We start from the raw sequence: 14,683 nt of genomic DNA on the forward strand, positions 1-14,683 counted from the left end.
TACGGGTGCCGGGTTGCGCCGCAGGCCGGAGCGTGAGGGGATCGTGCGGGCCGGTGCGCGGGCCAGTGACACGCCAGCCGACCAGTCCCCGACGACAGTGCATCCGTGGAGGAACAGGCATGCGAGCGGCCCTCACCCGGCTCCACGACTCCCTCGGTCTGCGGACGAGTCCGGTGATCTTCTTCTCGTCGGCAGCGGTCACCGCACTCTTCGTGATCGGCACGATCGCGTTCACCGAGCCGGTCGACACCTTCTTCGCCGGCGTCACCGGCTGGATCCTGGACAACCTCGGCTGGTTCTACGTCCTCGGCGTCACCGTGTTCCTGGTCTTCCTCGTCTACATGGCCGCGAGCAGGTTCGGCCGGGTGCGCCTGGGAGCCGAGGACGAGCAGCCCGAGCACTCCGGGCCCGCGTGGTTCGCCATGCTCTTCGCCGCCGGCATCGGCACCATCCTCATGTTCTGGGGTGTCGCCGAGCCGATCAACCACTTCGCGAACCCGCCGATGCAGGACGTCGAGGGTGGCACCGTCGCGGCCTTCGAGGAGGCGATGGCGTTCACCCTCTACCACTTCGGGCTGCACACCTGGACGATCTTCGCGCTGCCGGCGCTGGCGTTCGCCTACTTCATGTACAAACGGAACCTGCCGCCCCGGGTGTCCTCGATCTTCCACCCGATCCTCGGTGACCGGATCCACGGCCCCCTTGGCGCGCTCATCGACGTCACCGCGGTCGTCGGCACCATGTTCGGGGTCGCCGTGTCGGTCGGCCTCGGCACGTTGCAGATCAACAGCGGGCTGGGTGCGCTGTTCGGTGTCGAGCAGAGCCGCGTCGTCCAGATCCTCATCATCGTCGCCGTCTCCGCGATCGCCATGGTGTCCGTCGCGGTCGGTCTGGACCGCGGCATCAAGCGGTTGTCGAACATCAACATCGCCGTGGCCGTCGGATTGCTGTTCTTCGTCGTCGCGACCGGCCCCACCCTGCTGCTGCTCAAGGGCGTCATCCAGTCCACCGGCACCTACCTGGCCTGGCTGCCCGAGCTCGCGTTCTGGACCGACGCCGTGAACGACTCCGGCTGGCAGAACGGGTGGACGGTCTTCTACTGGGCCTGGACGATCTCGTGGTCGCCGTTCGTCGGCATCTTCATCGCCCGCATCTCGCGGGGGCGGTCCATCCGGCAGTTCATCCTCGGCGTCCTGGCCGTGCCGGTGGGGTTCAGCGTCATCTGGTTCGGCGTGTTCGGGTGGGCCTCCTTCGACATCGAGCGCACCGCACCCGGCACACTCGTCGAGCCCGTCGTCGAGCAGGGGGACGTCGCCGCCGCGCTGTTCGTCTTCCTGGAGAACTTCCCCCTGACCACCGTCATGTCGGTGATCGCGGTGCTGCTCGTCGTCATCTTCTTCACGACGTCCGTGGACTCCGCCGCGCTGGTGATGGACACCATCGCCAACGGCCACGAGGACCCGGCCCCCACCCGGCAGCGGCTCTTCTGGGCCGCCTCCGTGGCCCTGGTCGCCGGCACCCTGCTGGGTGCCACCGGAGCCGGCGGCCTGGAGGCCCTGCAGCAGGTGATCATCGTCGTCGGCCTGCCGTTCTTCGTCATGGGCTACGTGATGATCTACAGCATTCTCGCCGCGCTGCGGGAGGACGCCGGGGAGCGCCCGCCGCTGCGCACCAAGCGCTGGCGCAGGGTGCTGCCCCCGGAGGAGGCCGAGCGCAGGGCCGCCGAGCGGAGGGCAGCCGAGAGCGCCAAGGAGGCCCCGGACGACGACCGGCAGGCGGGACTGAGCCAGCACCGCTGACCTGCCGGACGCTGCCTGGCACAATCCCGGCATGGACTGTGAGCCCCGCCGCCGCGCGGTGCCGGCCGGGCACCGGCGGCGGTGACCGGGCCGTCCGCGGAGCCGGCGTCCGGTTCCTCGTCCCGGATCGTCGTGCGGCGGGCCCGCACCGCCGACGTGCGGGACATCCGCGCCCTCACCCAGCCGCTGGCCGAGGCCCGGGTGCTCGTCGCCAAGGACGCCGTCGCCTACTACGAGTCCGTCCAGGAGTTCCGTGTCGCGGAGGTCGACGGGTGCTTCGCGGGCTGCGGCGCCCTGCACGTCATGTGGGAGGACCTCGCCGAGGTCCGCACCCTCGCGGTCGACGAGGCGTACCGGGGCCGGGGTGTCGGCGGGGCCCTGCTCGAGGCGCTGCTCGCCGACGCCCGCGAGCTCGGCGTCCGGCGGGTGTTCACCCTGACCTTCGAGGTGGACTTCTTCACCCGCCACGGCTTCCAGCCGATCGACGGCACCCCGGTCGCCCCGGACGTCTACGGCGAGCTGCTGCGCAGCCACGACGACGGGGTCGCGGAGTTCCTCGACCTCGCCCGGGTCAAGCCGAACACCCTCGGCAACACCCGGATGCTGCGCTACCTGTGAGCCGCCTGCGCCACCCGGCTCAGCGGCCGGCGCACGACGGTGAGGACGACGACCACCTGTGCCAGCACCCCCAGCCCGGCGAGCGCGGTGAACGAGGCCGTCGCCCGCGGCTCGAGCAGGACCGGCATCGCCACCGCGGTCAGCGCGCCGACCACCCCGGTCACCCGGGCCAGCGTCCGCAGACTCCGCTGCGCCCGCTCGGCGGTCGCGCGCACCGGCACCCCGGAGCGCAGGTCGCGGAGCCGCAGCGCGGTGGACCCCGCCGCGGCGACCCCGGCCAGCTGCCCAATGGCCAGCAGCACGACGACCGGCACCGTGGAGGCGTCGACCCTGCTGCCGGACAGCCACAGGAACGCCAGCGCGAGCAGTCCGGCCAGGAGCCCGGCCAGCGCCGACCCGAGCACCGCTCGGGCGGCCGCCCGCTCGGCCACCGCGCGCAGCAGGTCCTCCTCACCCACCGGTGGGCCCGTCCCGGTCACGGCGCACCACCGGGTAGGGCGACCGTGCCGCCGGGCCGCAGCTCGGCCAGCCCGTCGGCGACGAGCGTGGCCAGGCACCGCTCCCGCTGGTCGTCGTCGTGCCACGCTGCCGCCAGCTCTGCCGCCGCGACCGGGCGGTCAGCGCCCCGCAGCACCGCGAGCAGCCGGCCCCGCACCATCCGGTCCGTGCCGGCCCACGGCTGTGACCGGCGGACCGGCGTGGTGGCGGCCGGCCGCCCGGCGAGGTGCCAGCGGCACCGGTCCACGACCGGGCACTGGCCGCAGCGGGGCCCGCGCGCGGTGCACACCAGCGCGCCGAGCTCCATCACCGCCACCGACCAGGTCGCCGCCGCGGCGGGGTCGTCGGGCAGCAGCTGCTCGGCGAGGCGGCGCTCGGCGGCGGTGAGCGCCGGGGCGGGCAGCGCCGCGCCGCGCACCGCCCGCGCCTGCACTCGGCGCACGTTCGTGTCGACGACCGGGTGCCGCCGGCCGAAGGCGAACGCGGCGACGGCCGCCGCGGTGTAGCCGCCGACCCCGGGCAGGGCCAGCAGCACGTCGTGGTCGCCGGGGACCCGGCCGCCGTGGCGCTCCACGACGGCCACCGCGGCGGCGTGCAGCCGCAGCGCCCGGCGGGGGTAACCGAGCCGGTCCCACGCGCGCACCGCGTCCCCCGGGGCTGCCGCAGCGAGGTCGGCCGGCTCCGGCCACCGCTGGACCCAGCGCTGCCAGACGGGCACCACCCGGGCGACCGGGGTCTGCTGGAGCATCACCTCGCTGACGAGCACGCCCCACGGCGTCGTCCCCGGACGGCGCCACGGCAGGTCCCGCGCGGCGCGCGTGTACCAGTCGGTGACCGGGGCGTGCAGGTCGGACCTGGGCATCGGCACCGATCCTCCCCTATGCCGGGGGGCACTCCGCGCAGCGGTGCGGCGTGGTGCTGACCGTCTGCGCCCGGCCAGGCCTACCGTCGGGGCGTGAGCACCCTGCTGCACCCGGTGGGTCCGCACCGTCCGGCCGTCTACTGGCGGCGGCGGGTGGTGCTGCTCCTCGCCGCGGTCGCCGTCGTCGCCGTGCTGTGGACGCTGCTCGGTGGCGGGGCCGAGGCCGGGCAGGACGGGCAGGAGGGCGCAGGCGCCACGGCGTCCGACACCACGGCGTCCGACACCACGGCGTCCGACACCGCAGCGTCCGGCGGCGTCGCAGCAGCCTGCGCGCCTGAGGACCTGTCGGTGACCGTGTCCACCGACGCGACCGCTTACGGGCCCGACGACGTCCCGAGGTTCGTGGTCGCCGTCGCGAGCTCGGCGACCGCTCCGTGCACCGTGGACGTCGGCGCCGCGGACGCCGTCGAGCTCGTCGTCACCTCCGGCAGCGACCGGATCTGGTCCAGCGCCGACTGCCGCGACTCCGCGCCCGGTGACCCGGTGTCGCTCGCCCCGGGTGCCACCGAGGACATCTCGGTCAGCTGGCAGCGGCTGCGGTCCACCCCGGACTGCGCGGACGACCTGCCCGACGTGCGGCCTGGCACCTACCAGGTGACGCCGGTCGTCGGCGGGGACGCCGGCGAGCCGGCGGTGTTCACGCTGAGTTGATCAGATTGGGCTGATCAGGGTCAGACGTAGCGCTCCAGGATGCTGGACTCTGCCAGCCGAGACAGGCCCTCCCGGACGGCACGGGCCCGCTGCTCGCCGACGCCGTCCACGGTCATCAGGTCCTCGATGTTCGCCGCCAGGAGCTTCTGCAGACCGTCGAAGTGGTCGACCAGCCGGTCGACGATCGCGCCCGGCAGACGCGGCACCTTGCTCAGCAGGCGGTACCCCCGCGGAGTGACAGCGCCGTCGAGGGACTCCGAGCCCACGGTCAGCGCCAGCACCTTGGCCACCTGCGCCAGGTCCACGAGCTCGGCGGAGTCCAGCGTCGCGAGGTCGGCCATCACCTCCTCGACGGTGCGCGGGCGCTTGGCGGAGTCGAGGTAGTCGCGGATGACGAGCTCACGGTCCGGGCCGATCCCGCCGATCAGCTCGTCGAGCTGCAGGGCCAGCAGGCGGCCGTCGGTGCCAAGCTCGACGACGTACCCGGCGATCTCCTCGGAGATCCGGCGGACCATCTCCAGGCGCTGGACGACGGAGGCCACGTCCCGCACGGTGACGAGGTCCTCGATCTCCAGCGCCGACAGCGTGCCGGTCACCTCGTCGAGGCGGGACTTGTACCGCTCCAGGGTGGCCAGGGCCTGGTTGGCGCGGGCGAGGATGGCCTCGGACTGCTCCAGCACGTGCCGGCGGTTGCCCACGTAGAGGGCGACGATGTTCATCGACGCGCTCACCGAGATGACCGGGAAGCCGGTCTGCTTGGCCACTCGCTCCGCCGTGCGGTGCCGGGTGCCCGACTCGGTGGTCTCGATCGCCGGGTCCGGGACGAGCTGGACGGCGGCGCGCAGCACCTTCGAGGCCTCGCGGTCGCAGATGATGGCGCCGTCCATCTTCGCCAGCTCACGCAGCCGGGTCGCGGAGAAGTCGACGTCGAGGGAGAACCCGCCGCTGCACAGCGAGTCGACCGTCCGGTCCTGGCCGAGCACGATCAGCGCGCCGGTCCGGCCGCGCAGGATCCGCTCCAGGCCGTCACGCAGCTCCGTGCCGGGAGCCACCGCGGCGAGCGTGGCGAGCAGCAGCTCGTCCTCGGAGCGTTCCCCCGCCATGGTGACCTCCCGGCTCGGTTACGGGGCGTCCCCGCGGGTGCCGGGACCTTGGGCAGTGTATTGCGGCTGTGCGTCTGGCGCTGGCGCCCTGATTCGCCGGCACCGAGTGGTAGGTACAAGCCGGCCCTTCCGCGATCCGTTGGGCGACCGACGTTGCGCAGACCCTGGACGTGCGGGAAGGGCACGCCGGCAGTTCAGAACCATGGGCCGATCGAACTGACTCTTTCCATCGACGGAGCAGGTCTTGGGTCTCGACTCCAGTCCGGGCGCAGCTCTGTGGGTCAGTGCTTTGACCCAGGAGACTGCTGCAGTTCGGTGCTTGACAACACCGGGCCTCCCCGCCGAGTCTTCGCGGTGAGGGCGCGCGCCCTCACCGGGGGTAGGGCTCATCCCGAAGTCCAGTCCTCGGGGGACAAGGGAGAGGACAAGAGGGATGAAGATCCGCAGCATCGCCAGCGCCGTGCTGGCAGCAGGTCTGCCCACGGCGGCACCATGAGCGTGAAGCAGAGGGATACGGACCCGAACAACAACCGGTACTACTGGGCTGTGTCGAGTAACGGCAACTCCTTCAGCCGGAAGGCCGCCACCGACGGTGGAACCGTGAGCTGGACCAGCGTAGCGAGTAGCAACTATACGTTCAGGACCCGGACGGTCTCCGACCAGAACTGCAACGGCATTCTCCCCGGGCTGGGCAACACCACCCTGGCCTGGACCGTTACCCCGTGACCGTCAGCCGTGCCGGGCGACTCTCGGCGCCCGGCACGGCCCGTCTCTGTCTTTCCAGTGGGCATTGCAGACCTTCACGCATTCTGAGTGTGGCTAAGGGGGGTGGACCTGTCGTGCTCCGTCGACTGCATTCCGTGGTGGGACTGGCTTCAGTCATGGCTGTCGTCCTGGCGGGCTGCTCCTTGAGCAACGACGAGACGCCCAGCACCTCGGACCAGGCCTTCGCCGGGCTGGCGACTGATGTGGTGGAGGAGGTGCTGGCCTCCCCGGTGGCACAAGACCGGGTCGCCGGTGACGAGCCCGCCGTTGCGTTGGCTCGTTACCAAGGGATGGTGCGCAACTTCATCATGTGCAGGGACGCCTTGGCCGCATACCGAGAGTGGATAAGCACTGGCGTCGCGCCGGAGCTACCGCCGCAGCCCGTGCCGGCGTACCCGTCACCGACGGCGGTTGACATGGACCGCGACATTCAGATGGTCCAGCAGGATCTGGCCAGCGGCGACATCACACTGCTGCGAGACCGGCTGACCGACCCGTCGGGGTGCGGTGTGTGGATTCCGGCCGAACAGGGAGACTACAACGGTCCAACGATAGCTGAGGTTGTCGAGGGGGGGCTGTGACCTCGCGCCGACTGGCCACTGCGGTGCTGGCAGTGGCGTCGTTCACGATACTGGCGGGTTGCAGCGGTGACGATGAACCGACGGGGTTGGCGGCAGGACCCGGCACGGCGCCTCCGTCGTCAACAGCTGACACTGCCTTGACTGTCCAGCCGTCGGCCTTCGAGGTCACCTACCGGCTTGACGGGATCGTTGCAAGCAGTCCGGTGGTGGGGATCGACGTCCCTCCTGGGACGCAGTTCACACCCGCGGTCACCTCCGGCACGCACGTGCTCGAAGGAGGACGACTGGGTTCCCTGGAGATCGTGGAAACCGCCGACGACAGGCTGGGCGGGACCGTGGAGGAGTCCCGGCGCAGGCTGGCCATGGCCCGGTCCGGGGAGGTGACCGCGCCGGTAGCGGGAACGGTTCAGGTCGATGGCGGCGCGGCACGCGTCGAGACCGCCGGTTTGGACGTCGTCGTGACCCTTCAGCCGTTGCAGGAACTGCGCTACCGAGCCTTGGAGTTCTCGGGTACCGCAACGGTGGAAACCGTGCTGGGCCAGCGCCAATCGGAATGCATGGCCGTATGGCTCGAAGCGTTGCCCGCCGCAAGCGACGACGCGGACTCTGTTGCGACGTCTGCCGTGCACTGCCGTCTTCCCCCTCATGTGGAAACTGCGGCGGGGTTGCCGGCCGTGCTCACCCTCACCTCGAGCCGCCAAGCCGACGTCATCGCCGTCCCACTCATCTACATCGGGCTGGACGCGACCGGGCAGGACTACATCGCCCGCATCCGGGAGGGCGCTGCTGTCGTTGACCGGGCCGTGGTGGTGGGAGTCACCGATGGGGTTCGCAGAGTCATCGCTGAGGGGCTGGAGTCCGGAGACGCGCTCATTCCCGTGTCCTCACCGTGAAGCGAGGCTGGAAACAGGTCATGGCCGATGACCCCGTGGTAGCCCTGGATCGTGTCAGTGTCCGCTACGACACCCCCAGCGGTTCGGTGCAGGGGCTTGAGGACGTGACGTTAAACGTCCGCCCGGCCACCTCGACGTCCGTGATGGGCCGGTCTGGGTCCGGAAAGTCAACGTTGGTCTCGGTGCTGTCCCTCCTCAGACGTCCGACCGCCGGTCGCGTCCTGATCGGGAACCGGGACGCCGGTGCGCTGTCGGACCCAGCGCTGTCCCGGCTGCGGGGCTCTGCTGTAGGGACCGTGTTCCAGAGTTTCCATCTCGATCCGGGGTTCACCGCCGAGACCAACGTGCTTCTGCCCTGGTACTTCAGCGGCGCCGTGCCCCGTCGTCGCGCTCGCGCCCGCGCTGCCCAGCTGCTGGAGGCACTGGGCATTCCGGAGCTGGCTCATCGGCACCCTTCGCAGATGTCGGGTGGGCAAAGGCAACGTGTAGCGATCGCCCGAGCCCTGTTTGCGGCTCCGCCTCTCCTGATTGCCGACGAACCTACCGGGAACCTGGACGAGGACACGGCGTCAGCGGTGGCGGACGCGCTGTACTCCCTACCCGAGTCCTTGGGCACCGCCGTCGTCGTGGTCACTCACGACCCAGATATCGCCCGTAGGGCGGATCGCTGCATCACTCTCGCGCGTGGCCGTATAACGGCCGACGGGCACCCCGCTGCGCAGGTCCGGTGTTAACCGTGGCATGGCGGACCGTACGCCTGGCCGCCGCGGTCAACGCCCGTTCGAAGCTCAAGTTCGTCCTGCTCACCGTTCTCGTCACGATCAGTACTACCGTCTTCCTGGCCGTCTCGGAGCTCGCCAGGGCATCGACCGCCGACCTGACCGCGGCCATCGAGTCCGATCTGGGCGTGGCCGGCACATACAGTATCCAGCCTTCTCCCGAGCTCGGCCTAACTGTCGACCAGCAGCTACGGGCCGTGCAGGGAGCAGTCGCCCCGTTCACTGAGCGGGCACTTCAAGTAGCCGTTCACTTCCCGTCCGTCCAGCCGGAGTGCCCCCCGTTCGAGCAGTTCGGCGCGGTTTCCGCCGTAGTCCTCCTCGACGAAGCGGGCGGGCCGGCTCCGTTTCGCAACGGCGGTGTCAGCTTCACCGACGCCGACCTGTGCCTGGCGGGACTAGTCGTGCCCAACACGGCGCTTCGGGAGGCGACTCCTTATGAGGACAGGAGCTTCGGTGCCAATCTGGTCGTGGATCCGCTCTACGAGCAGCAGCTGCGCCTGTCCCAGCCCGAGCCACCGCAGTACGTCTTCGTCGTCACGACCGGCCTTGCGCAAGACCAGACTCTGGAGCTGAGCAGTGCACTCCACGAGGCCTTTGCAGATGCCGCCGCCCAGGCCTCCATCCGCACAGAGAACTCCGTCGTCGTCCTCAGGGGGGACTCCGGGGACCTCGTGCGCTCCGCTTCTGACGGGATCCAGCTGGTGTACGGCCTGATCGGCTGGGGCGTTCTTCTGATTGGTGGGATCGGGCTGCTTGTCGCCGAACTCATCGTGCTTCGGGACCGTACGTGGTTCTTCGGCCTGGCGCGCGCCGTCGGCGCACGGCGCTGGAACGTCGCCTGGCTCATCCTCGCCGACATCCTCATCATCATGGCTAGCGGCTTGGGTCTCACGCTAGCTCTGCTGTTGCTCACCTCCGGCTGGGTGACGCGGTTCGGGGAGACTGCCTTCCAGGTTGACCTAGCCATTCTGCGCCCGGCCGCCTTGCCCGGACTCGCGCTCGGGCTCACGTTCGTTCTGCTCCTCGGTGGTGCCTACCCGGCCTGGCGAGCCACCCGTCTGGACCCCCTCGACGTGCTGGAACGCGGCTAGGGCTAGGGGAGCCGGTTTGCGCCTGCGTCGCAAAGATCGTGACGCCGGACGACCCGGCCGGTCCACGGTCTGGTGTGCAGGTCCGTGCCCAACTCGTGCAGATCCCGTTCACAGCGCGTGCAGCCGGGTCTGTCGTAGCGCCCCGGGAATGTCCTCCACCTCGATGACGCGCATCCCCTCGGGGGCCGGTCCGACGTCCGCCGCGCCGCGGGGCACCACGGCGGCCGTGAAGCCGAGCCGGGCGGCCTCGGCGAGGCGGCGCTGCAGCCCGGTCACCGGCCGCACCTCGCCGGCGAGCCCGACCTCGCCGAAGGCGACCGTCCCGGCGGCCAGCGGCCGGTCCAGCACCGCGCCGGCCAGCGCCAGGGCAGTCGCCAGGTCGGCGGCCGGCTCCCCGAGGCGCACCCCGCCCACCGTGGCCACGTAGACGTCCTGTCCGGCGAGGGCCAGCCGGGCACGCCGGGTCATCACGGCGACGACCATCGCGACGCGGGCGGAGTCCAGCCCGCTGACCGCACGGCGCGGGTTCGCCGCGGACGACGGCGCGACCAGCGCCTGCACCTCGGTCACCAGGGGACGGCGTCCCTCGAGGGTGACGGTCACGCAGGTGCCTGGCATGGGGGTGTCGCCGGAGGACAGGAACAGTCCGCTCGGGTCCGGCAGGCCGACGATCCCGGTGTCGGACAGGTCGAAGCAGCCGACCTCGTCGGTCGGCCCGTACCGGTTCTTCACGGCCCGCACCAGCCGGAGCCGGGAGTGCCGGTCGCCCTCGAACTGGCAGACGACGTCGACGAGGTGCTCGAGCACCCTCGGCCCGGCGATCGAGCCGTCCTTGGTCACGTGGCCGACGAGCAGGGTGGCCGTCCCGCGCTCCTTGGCCACCCGGATGAGGGACGCGGCGACCTCCCGGACCTGGGAGACGTTGCCGGCCGAGCCCTCCACCTCCGCCGAGGCCACCGTCTGCACCGAGTCGACGACCAGCAGGTCGGGGCGCACCTGCTCGATCTGGCCCAGCACGGTCCCCAGGTCGGTCTCGGCGGCGAGCATCAGCCGGGGTCGCAGCGCGCCGATCCGCTCGGCGCGCAGGCGCACCTGCGCCGCGGACTCCTCCGCGGACACGTAGAGCACGGTGCGGCCGTCCTGGGCGGCCCGCGAGGCGACCTCCAGGACCAGCGTCGACTTGCCGACCCCGGGCTCCCCGGCCAGCAGGACGACGGCGCCCGGGACGAGGCCGCCGCCGAGCACGCGGTCGAGCTCGGCCACCCCGGTCGGGCGGGCGCGGGCCGCATCGACGTCCACCTCGGCGATGGGCCGGGCCGGGTTGCCCACCGGGGTGGCGGTCGCCGTCCGGGCCCTGGCGGCCGCGGTCTCCTCGACCGTGCCCCAGGCCTGGCACTCCCCGCACCGGCCCACCCACTTCGACGTCTCCCACCCGCACTCGGCGCAGCGGAAACCGGCTCGTGGGCGGGACGCCTTGCTCGTCATGGCGTCACCGTAGGTGGCGCCACCGACAGCGTGACCGCTGCGCCTTGAGGACCAGTTCGCGAGGGCCTGGGGGCGGTCAGCTCGGCGTCGTGCGCCACCAGAGGTTCACGGCGTAGTCGACGCCGCTGCCGGAGTGCTCGGCCAGGATCTCCTCGGCCAGCGCGGGGGTGAACTCGATCCGGACGACGGCCTCGAACACCGCTCGGTCCGGCATCTCCCAGCGGATGTCGAGCGGCTCGCGCTGCCAGCCGCGCCGGGCCCAGAACCGCTCGACGGCGGCCGGGTCGTACCCGGGCAGCGCACGCCGGAACCAGGCCCCGAACGTCGAGCGGGTCGCGTCGTTGTCGAGGACGAACGCCGTACCGCCGCGGCGCAGCACCCGGTCCAGCTCGGCGAGGCCGGGCTCGCAGCCGGGCCCGAAGAAGTACGCCCACCGCGCGTGCACGACGTCCACTGACGCGTCCGGCAGCGGCAGGGCCTGGGCGGTCCCGGCGAGCACCTGCACCGTGGGCAGGTCGCGCACCCGGTGCCGGGCCCGGGCGAGCAGCGGAGGGTGCGGTTCCACCCCGACCACCCGGGCGGCGTCCGCCGCGAAGTACGGCAGGTGGAACCCGGTGCCGCAGCCGACGTCGAGGAGCACCTGCCCGGCCCAGTCGTGCCGGGCGCGCATCGCCGCCTCGATCACCCCGTCCGGGTCGACGCCCCGGTTCTCCGCCTCGTAGACGTCCGGGTGGTCCCAGATGTTCGGGCTCGGGACCGTGCCCGGCAGCCTCACCGTCGCGTGCCCGGCCGGCTCACGGCCGCCGGGCCTCGCCGCGGGCGGCGGCGGTGGCCGGGTGCACGTACAGCGGCAGGCTGCGACGGCGCGGGCGCAGCGCCTCGCAGTGCCGGACGATCTCCGCGTACGCGGCGTCCCCGACCAGCTCGCGCAGCTCGGCCTCGCTGGAGCGGTAGATCGGCACCGCGGCGACGTGCGCCTCGGGGCTGCCGGTGCAGTACCAGTCGAGGTCGTGACCGCCCTCGCCCCAGCCCCGGCGGTCGTACTCGCCGATGCTCACCTCCAGGTAGCTGGTCCCGTCCGGGCGCTCGACGGTCCGGTAGGTCCGGCGCAGCGGCAGCTGCCAGCACACGTCGGGCTTCGTCTCCACGTAGGACACGCCGCGCCGGGCGGCCAGGTGGTGCAGCGCGCAGCCGTACCCGCCGGGGAAGTCCGGGTCGTTGAGGAACACGCAGGCGCCGTCGACGACGCGGGTCTTGCGGGCGCCGTCCTCGTCGACCTCGACCCAGCCGCCGGCCCGCCGCCGCCCGGCGTCCCGGCGCTGCCAGGTGGCGTCGTCCAGCTCGCGCACCCAGCGCCCCACCCGGCGCTCGTCGTCGGTGTCGGAGAAGTGCGCCCCGAGCGTGCAGCAGCCGTCGGCTGGCCGGTCGGCGAAGATCCCGCGGCACCCGCGGCCGAACACGCAGGTCCAGGACGACGTCAGCCAGGTGACGTCGACCCGGAACACCTGGGGCGCCGGTCCGGCGTCCGGGTCGTGCTCGGGATCGGGGAACTCCACCCACAGCCGGGGTACGTCGAGCGGGGTCTCGGCCATCCCGGCAGGGTACGGCGCGACGAGCCGGCGGGACCGGCGGCCCCGGCGCGGGCCCGGCAGGGCTAGCGTCGCTCGGTATGCGGCTCGGCGTGCTGGACGTGGGCTCCAACACCGTCCACCTGCTCGTCGTCGACGCCTACCCCGGAGCGCACCCGTGGCCGGCTACGTCGCACAAGCGGACGCTGCGCCTCGCCGAGCACCTCGACGCCGCCGGGTCGGTCCGCCCGGACGGCGTGGACGCGCTGGCCACGTTCGTCGCCGAGGCCGCGGAGGTCGCCGAGGAGCAGGGCTGCCAGGAGCTGCTCGCCTTCGCCACCTCCGCCGTCCGCGAGGCCTCCAACGGCGAGGCCGTGCTCAGCGCCGTCCGGCAGCGGACCGGGGTCGACCTCCAGGTGCTCCCCGGGGACGACGAGGCCCGGCTGACCTTCCTCGCCGCGCGTCGCTGGTTCGGCTGGTCGGCGGGCCGGTTGCTCGTGCTCGACATCGGCGGCGGCTCGCTGGAGCTGTCGATTGGCATCGACGAGGAGCCGGACGTCGCGTTCAGCCTGCTGCTCGGCGCCGGTCGTCTCACCCGCGAGCGGCTGCGGCACGACCCACCGCACCCGCGCGAGGTCAAGGACCTGCGCCGCCTCGTGCGCGCCGAGGTCGCCGAGATCGTCCGCCCGCTGCGCAAGCCCGGCACGCCGGACCTCGTCGTCGGCTCCAGCAAGACGTTCCGGTCCCTGGCCCGGGTGGCCGGCGCGGCCCCGAGCAGCGAGGGCCTCTACGTCCAGCGGGTGCTGCGCCGAGACGACCTGGCCGCACTGGTGCCCCGGCTGGCCCGGATGCCCGCTGCCGAGCGGGCGCGGCTGCCCGGGGTGTCCGTGGAGCGGGCACCGCAGCTGCTCGCCGGCGCCGTCGTCGCCGAGGCGGCGATGGACCTGCTCGAGGTGCCCGAGCTGCGCATCTGCCCGTGGGCTCTGCGCGAGGGGATCATCCTGCGCCGGATCGACCGGATGGCCGCAGGACGCTGAGCCGCTGAGGTATCTACCCTTGGCGGTCGTGGACCCGAGCCAGCAGCGGTGCCCGGTGCGGACGCCGGACGTGCCGGTGACGCTGTCCACCGCCTCGGTGTACCCGCTGCCCTGCCCGGAGGCGTTCGCGGCCGCCGCCCGCCTGGGGTACGACGGCGTCGAGGTCATGGTCTGGAACGACCCGGTGAGCCAGGACCCGGAGGCGCTGCGGCGGCTGTCCCGGCACTACGGCGTCCCGGTGCTCTCCGTGCACGCGCCCACCCTGCTGCTCACCCAACGGGTCTGGGGCCGGGACCCGTGGGGCAAGGTCACCCGGTCGGTGCGGATGGCCGACGAGCTCGGCGCCTCCACCGTCGTCGTGCACCCGCCGTTCCGCTGGCAGCGTGAGTACGCGGCCGGTTTCGTCGACGGCGTCGCCGAGGTCCAGCAGGGCACGGACGTCTCCGTGACCGTCGAGAACATGTACCCGTGGCGGGCCGGGACCCGGGAGGTCATGGCCTACGCACCTGGGTGGGACCCCACCGAGCACGCCTACCAGCACGTCACCCTCGACCTGTCGCACACCGCGACGGCGTCCGTCGACGGGCTGGTCATGGCCCGGGCGCTCGGTGACCGGCTGCGCCACCTGCACCTCGCGGACGGCGTCGGCCTGGCCCGCGACGAGCACCTGGTGCCCGGGCGCGGCACGCAGCCCGCCGGGGAGGTGCTCGAGCACCTCGCCGAGATCTCCTTCACCGGCACGGTCGTCGTCGAGGTCAGCACCCGCCGGGCGCGTTCGGCGGCGGAGCGGGACGACGACCTGGCCGAGTCCCTGGCGTTCGCCCGCCTGCACCTGGCCGCCCCTGCGGCGAGCGACCCGGCCGGGCGCTGACGCCGGCGCCCGCCGGTCCCCG

General features: G+C 72.4%; 16 protein-coding genes. 10 read left to right on the plus strand and 6 right to left on the minus strand.

Going from position 1 to position 14,683, the window contains the following annotated elements:
* The first annotated feature begins 119 nt into the window (after positions 1-119).
* Together HJG43_01640 and HJG43_01645 are read left to right on the plus strand one after the other, a co-directional pair.
* A complete protein-coding gene (locus tag HJG43_01640) occupies positions 120-1,799 on the plus strand; it encodes a BCCT family transporter (GenBank protein ID UER53467.1) in 1,680 nt (559 codons plus the stop codon).
* Between the two features lie 81 nt (positions 1,800-1,880).
* Entirely contained in the window at positions 1,881-2,417 is a 537-nt protein-coding gene (locus HJG43_01645; GenBank protein UER53468.1) for an amino-acid N-acetyltransferase, read from the plus strand.
* Here the strand turns inward: HJG43_01645 and HJG43_01650 are convergent.
* Positions 2,408-2,896 (minus strand): hypothetical protein, encoded by a 489-nt coding sequence (locus HJG43_01650; GenBank protein UER53469.1) that lies wholly within the window; start codon positions 2,894-2,896, stop codon positions 2,408-2,410. The two genes, HJG43_01645 and HJG43_01650, sit on opposite strands and share 10 nt — an antisense overlap.
* The gene (locus HJG43_01655) at positions 2,893-3,777 is read right to left on the minus strand and encodes an A/G-specific adenine glycosylase (GenBank protein ID UER53470.1); all 885 of its coding nucleotides are present in this window, start codon (positions 3,775-3,777) and stop codon (positions 2,893-2,895) included. The genes HJG43_01650 and HJG43_01655 overlap by 4 nt, the downstream gene beginning before the upstream one ends.
* A 93-nt stretch (positions 3,778-3,870) precedes the next feature.
* On the opposite strand from HJG43_01655, the gene HJG43_01660 reads away from it, so the two are divergent.
* Positions 3,871-4,488 (plus strand): hypothetical protein, encoded by a 618-nt coding sequence (locus HJG43_01660; GenBank protein ID UER53471.1) that lies wholly within the window; start codon positions 3,871-3,873, stop codon positions 4,486-4,488.
* Positions 4,489-4,508: 20 nt separating this feature from the next.
* On the opposite strand, the gene disA is transcribed toward HJG43_01660, so the two are convergent.
* Positions 4,509-5,591: a DNA integrity scanning protein DisA gene (gene disA / locus HJG43_01665; protein UER53472.1), complete on the minus strand. Its 1,083-nt coding sequence runs from the start codon at positions 5,589-5,591 to the stop codon at positions 4,509-4,511.
* Between the two features lie 315 nt (positions 5,592-5,906).
* On the opposite strand from disA, the gene HJG43_01670 reads away from it, so the two are divergent.
* The 5 genes from HJG43_01670 to HJG43_01690 all read left to right on the plus strand — a co-directional run bounded on the left by HJG43_01670 (position 5,907) and on the right by HJG43_01690 (position 9,700).
* Positions 5,907-6,317 (plus strand): hypothetical protein, encoded by a 411-nt coding sequence (locus HJG43_01670; GenBank protein UER53473.1) that lies wholly within the window; start codon positions 5,907-5,909, stop codon positions 6,315-6,317.
* Positions 6,318-6,472: 155 nt separating this feature from the next.
* Entirely contained in the window at positions 6,473-6,937 is a 465-nt protein-coding gene (locus HJG43_01675) for a hypothetical protein (protein UER53474.1), read from the plus strand.
* Positions 6,934-7,830: a hypothetical protein gene (locus HJG43_01680; protein ID UER53475.1), complete on the plus strand. Its 897-nt coding sequence runs from the start codon at positions 6,934-6,936 to the stop codon at positions 7,828-7,830. The genes HJG43_01675 and HJG43_01680 overlap by 4 nt, the downstream gene beginning before the upstream one ends.
* A complete protein-coding gene (locus tag HJG43_01685) occupies positions 7,827-8,564 on the plus strand; it encodes an ABC transporter ATP-binding protein (protein ID UER53476.1) in 738 nt (245 codons plus the stop codon). The genes HJG43_01680 and HJG43_01685 overlap by 4 nt, the downstream gene beginning before the upstream one ends.
* Positions 8,558-9,700 carry an ABC transporter permease gene (locus HJG43_01690; GenBank protein ID UER53477.1) on the plus strand — a complete coding sequence of 381 codons (1,143 nt, stop codon included), beginning with the start codon at positions 8,558-8,560 and terminating at the stop codon, positions 9,698-9,700. Before HJG43_01685 ends, HJG43_01690 begins: the two co-directional genes overlap by 7 nt.
* 108 nt (positions 9,701-9,808) lie before the next feature.
* Here the strand turns inward: HJG43_01690 and radA are convergent, their stop codons facing one another.
* From radA to HJG43_01705, 3 genes are all read right to left on the minus strand, one after another.
* A complete protein-coding gene (gene radA / locus HJG43_01695; GenBank protein UER53478.1) occupies positions 9,809-11,185 on the minus strand; it encodes a DNA repair protein RadA in 1,377 nt (458 codons plus the stop codon).
* Between the two features lie 76 nt (positions 11,186-11,261).
* On the minus strand, positions 11,262-11,954 hold the full coding sequence (locus tag HJG43_01700) for a class I SAM-dependent methyltransferase (GenBank protein ID UER55615.1): 693 nt from the start codon (positions 11,952-11,954) through the stop codon (positions 11,262-11,264).
* Between the two features lie 25 nt (positions 11,955-11,979).
* Positions 11,980-12,777, minus strand: coding sequence for a hypothetical protein (locus tag HJG43_01705; GenBank protein ID UER53479.1), 798 nt, complete (start codon positions 12,775-12,777; stop codon positions 11,980-11,982).
* A gap of 77 nt (positions 12,778-12,854) precedes the next feature.
* On the opposite strand from HJG43_01705, the gene HJG43_01710 reads away from it, so the two are divergent.
* Together HJG43_01710 and HJG43_01715 are read left to right on the plus strand one after the other, a co-directional pair.
* The gene (locus HJG43_01710) at positions 12,855-13,790 is read left to right on the plus strand and encodes a Ppx/GppA family phosphatase (GenBank protein ID UER53480.1); all 936 of its coding nucleotides are present in this window, start codon (positions 12,855-12,857) and stop codon (positions 13,788-13,790) included.
* A 55-nt stretch (positions 13,791-13,845) separates the two neighbouring features.
* Positions 13,846-14,661 (plus strand): sugar phosphate isomerase/epimerase, encoded by an 816-nt coding sequence (locus HJG43_01715; GenBank protein UER55616.1) that lies wholly within the window; start codon positions 13,846-13,848, stop codon positions 14,659-14,661.
* Positions 14,662-14,683: the final 22 nt, after the last annotated feature.

The organism is Kineosporiaceae bacterium SCSIO 59966, from assembly GCA_020881835.1.
GTDB lineage: Bacteria > Actinomycetota > Actinomycetes > Actinomycetales > SCSIO-59966 > SCSIO-59966.

Bases quoted from the DNA above. Each gene is read 5' to 3' on its own strand.
- HJG43_01640 (UER53467.1), top strand. From the start codon at position 120: ATGCGAGCGGCCCTCACCCGGCTCCACGACTCCCTCGGTCTGCGGACG.
- HJG43_01655 (UER53470.1), bottom strand. From the start codon at position 3,777: ATGCCCAGGTCCGACCTGCACGCCCCGGTCACCGACTGGTACACGCGC.
- disA (UER53472.1), bottom strand. From the start codon at position 5,591: ATGGCGGGGGAACGCTCCGAGGACGAGCTGCTGCTCGCCACGCTCGCC.
- HJG43_01675 (UER53474.1), top strand. From the start codon at position 6,473: ATGGCTGTCGTCCTGGCGGGCTGCTCCTTGAGCAACGACGAGACGCCC.
- radA (UER53478.1), bottom strand. From the start codon at position 11,185: ATGACGAGCAAGGCGTCCCGCCCACGAGCCGGTTTCCGCTGCGCCGAG.
- HJG43_01705 (UER53479.1), bottom strand. From the start codon at position 12,777: ATGGCCGAGACCCCGCTCGACGTACCCCGGCTGTGGGTGGAGTTCCCC.
- HJG43_01710 (UER53480.1), top strand. From the start codon at position 12,855: ATGCGGCTCGGCGTGCTGGACGTGGGCTCCAACACCGTCCACCTGCTC.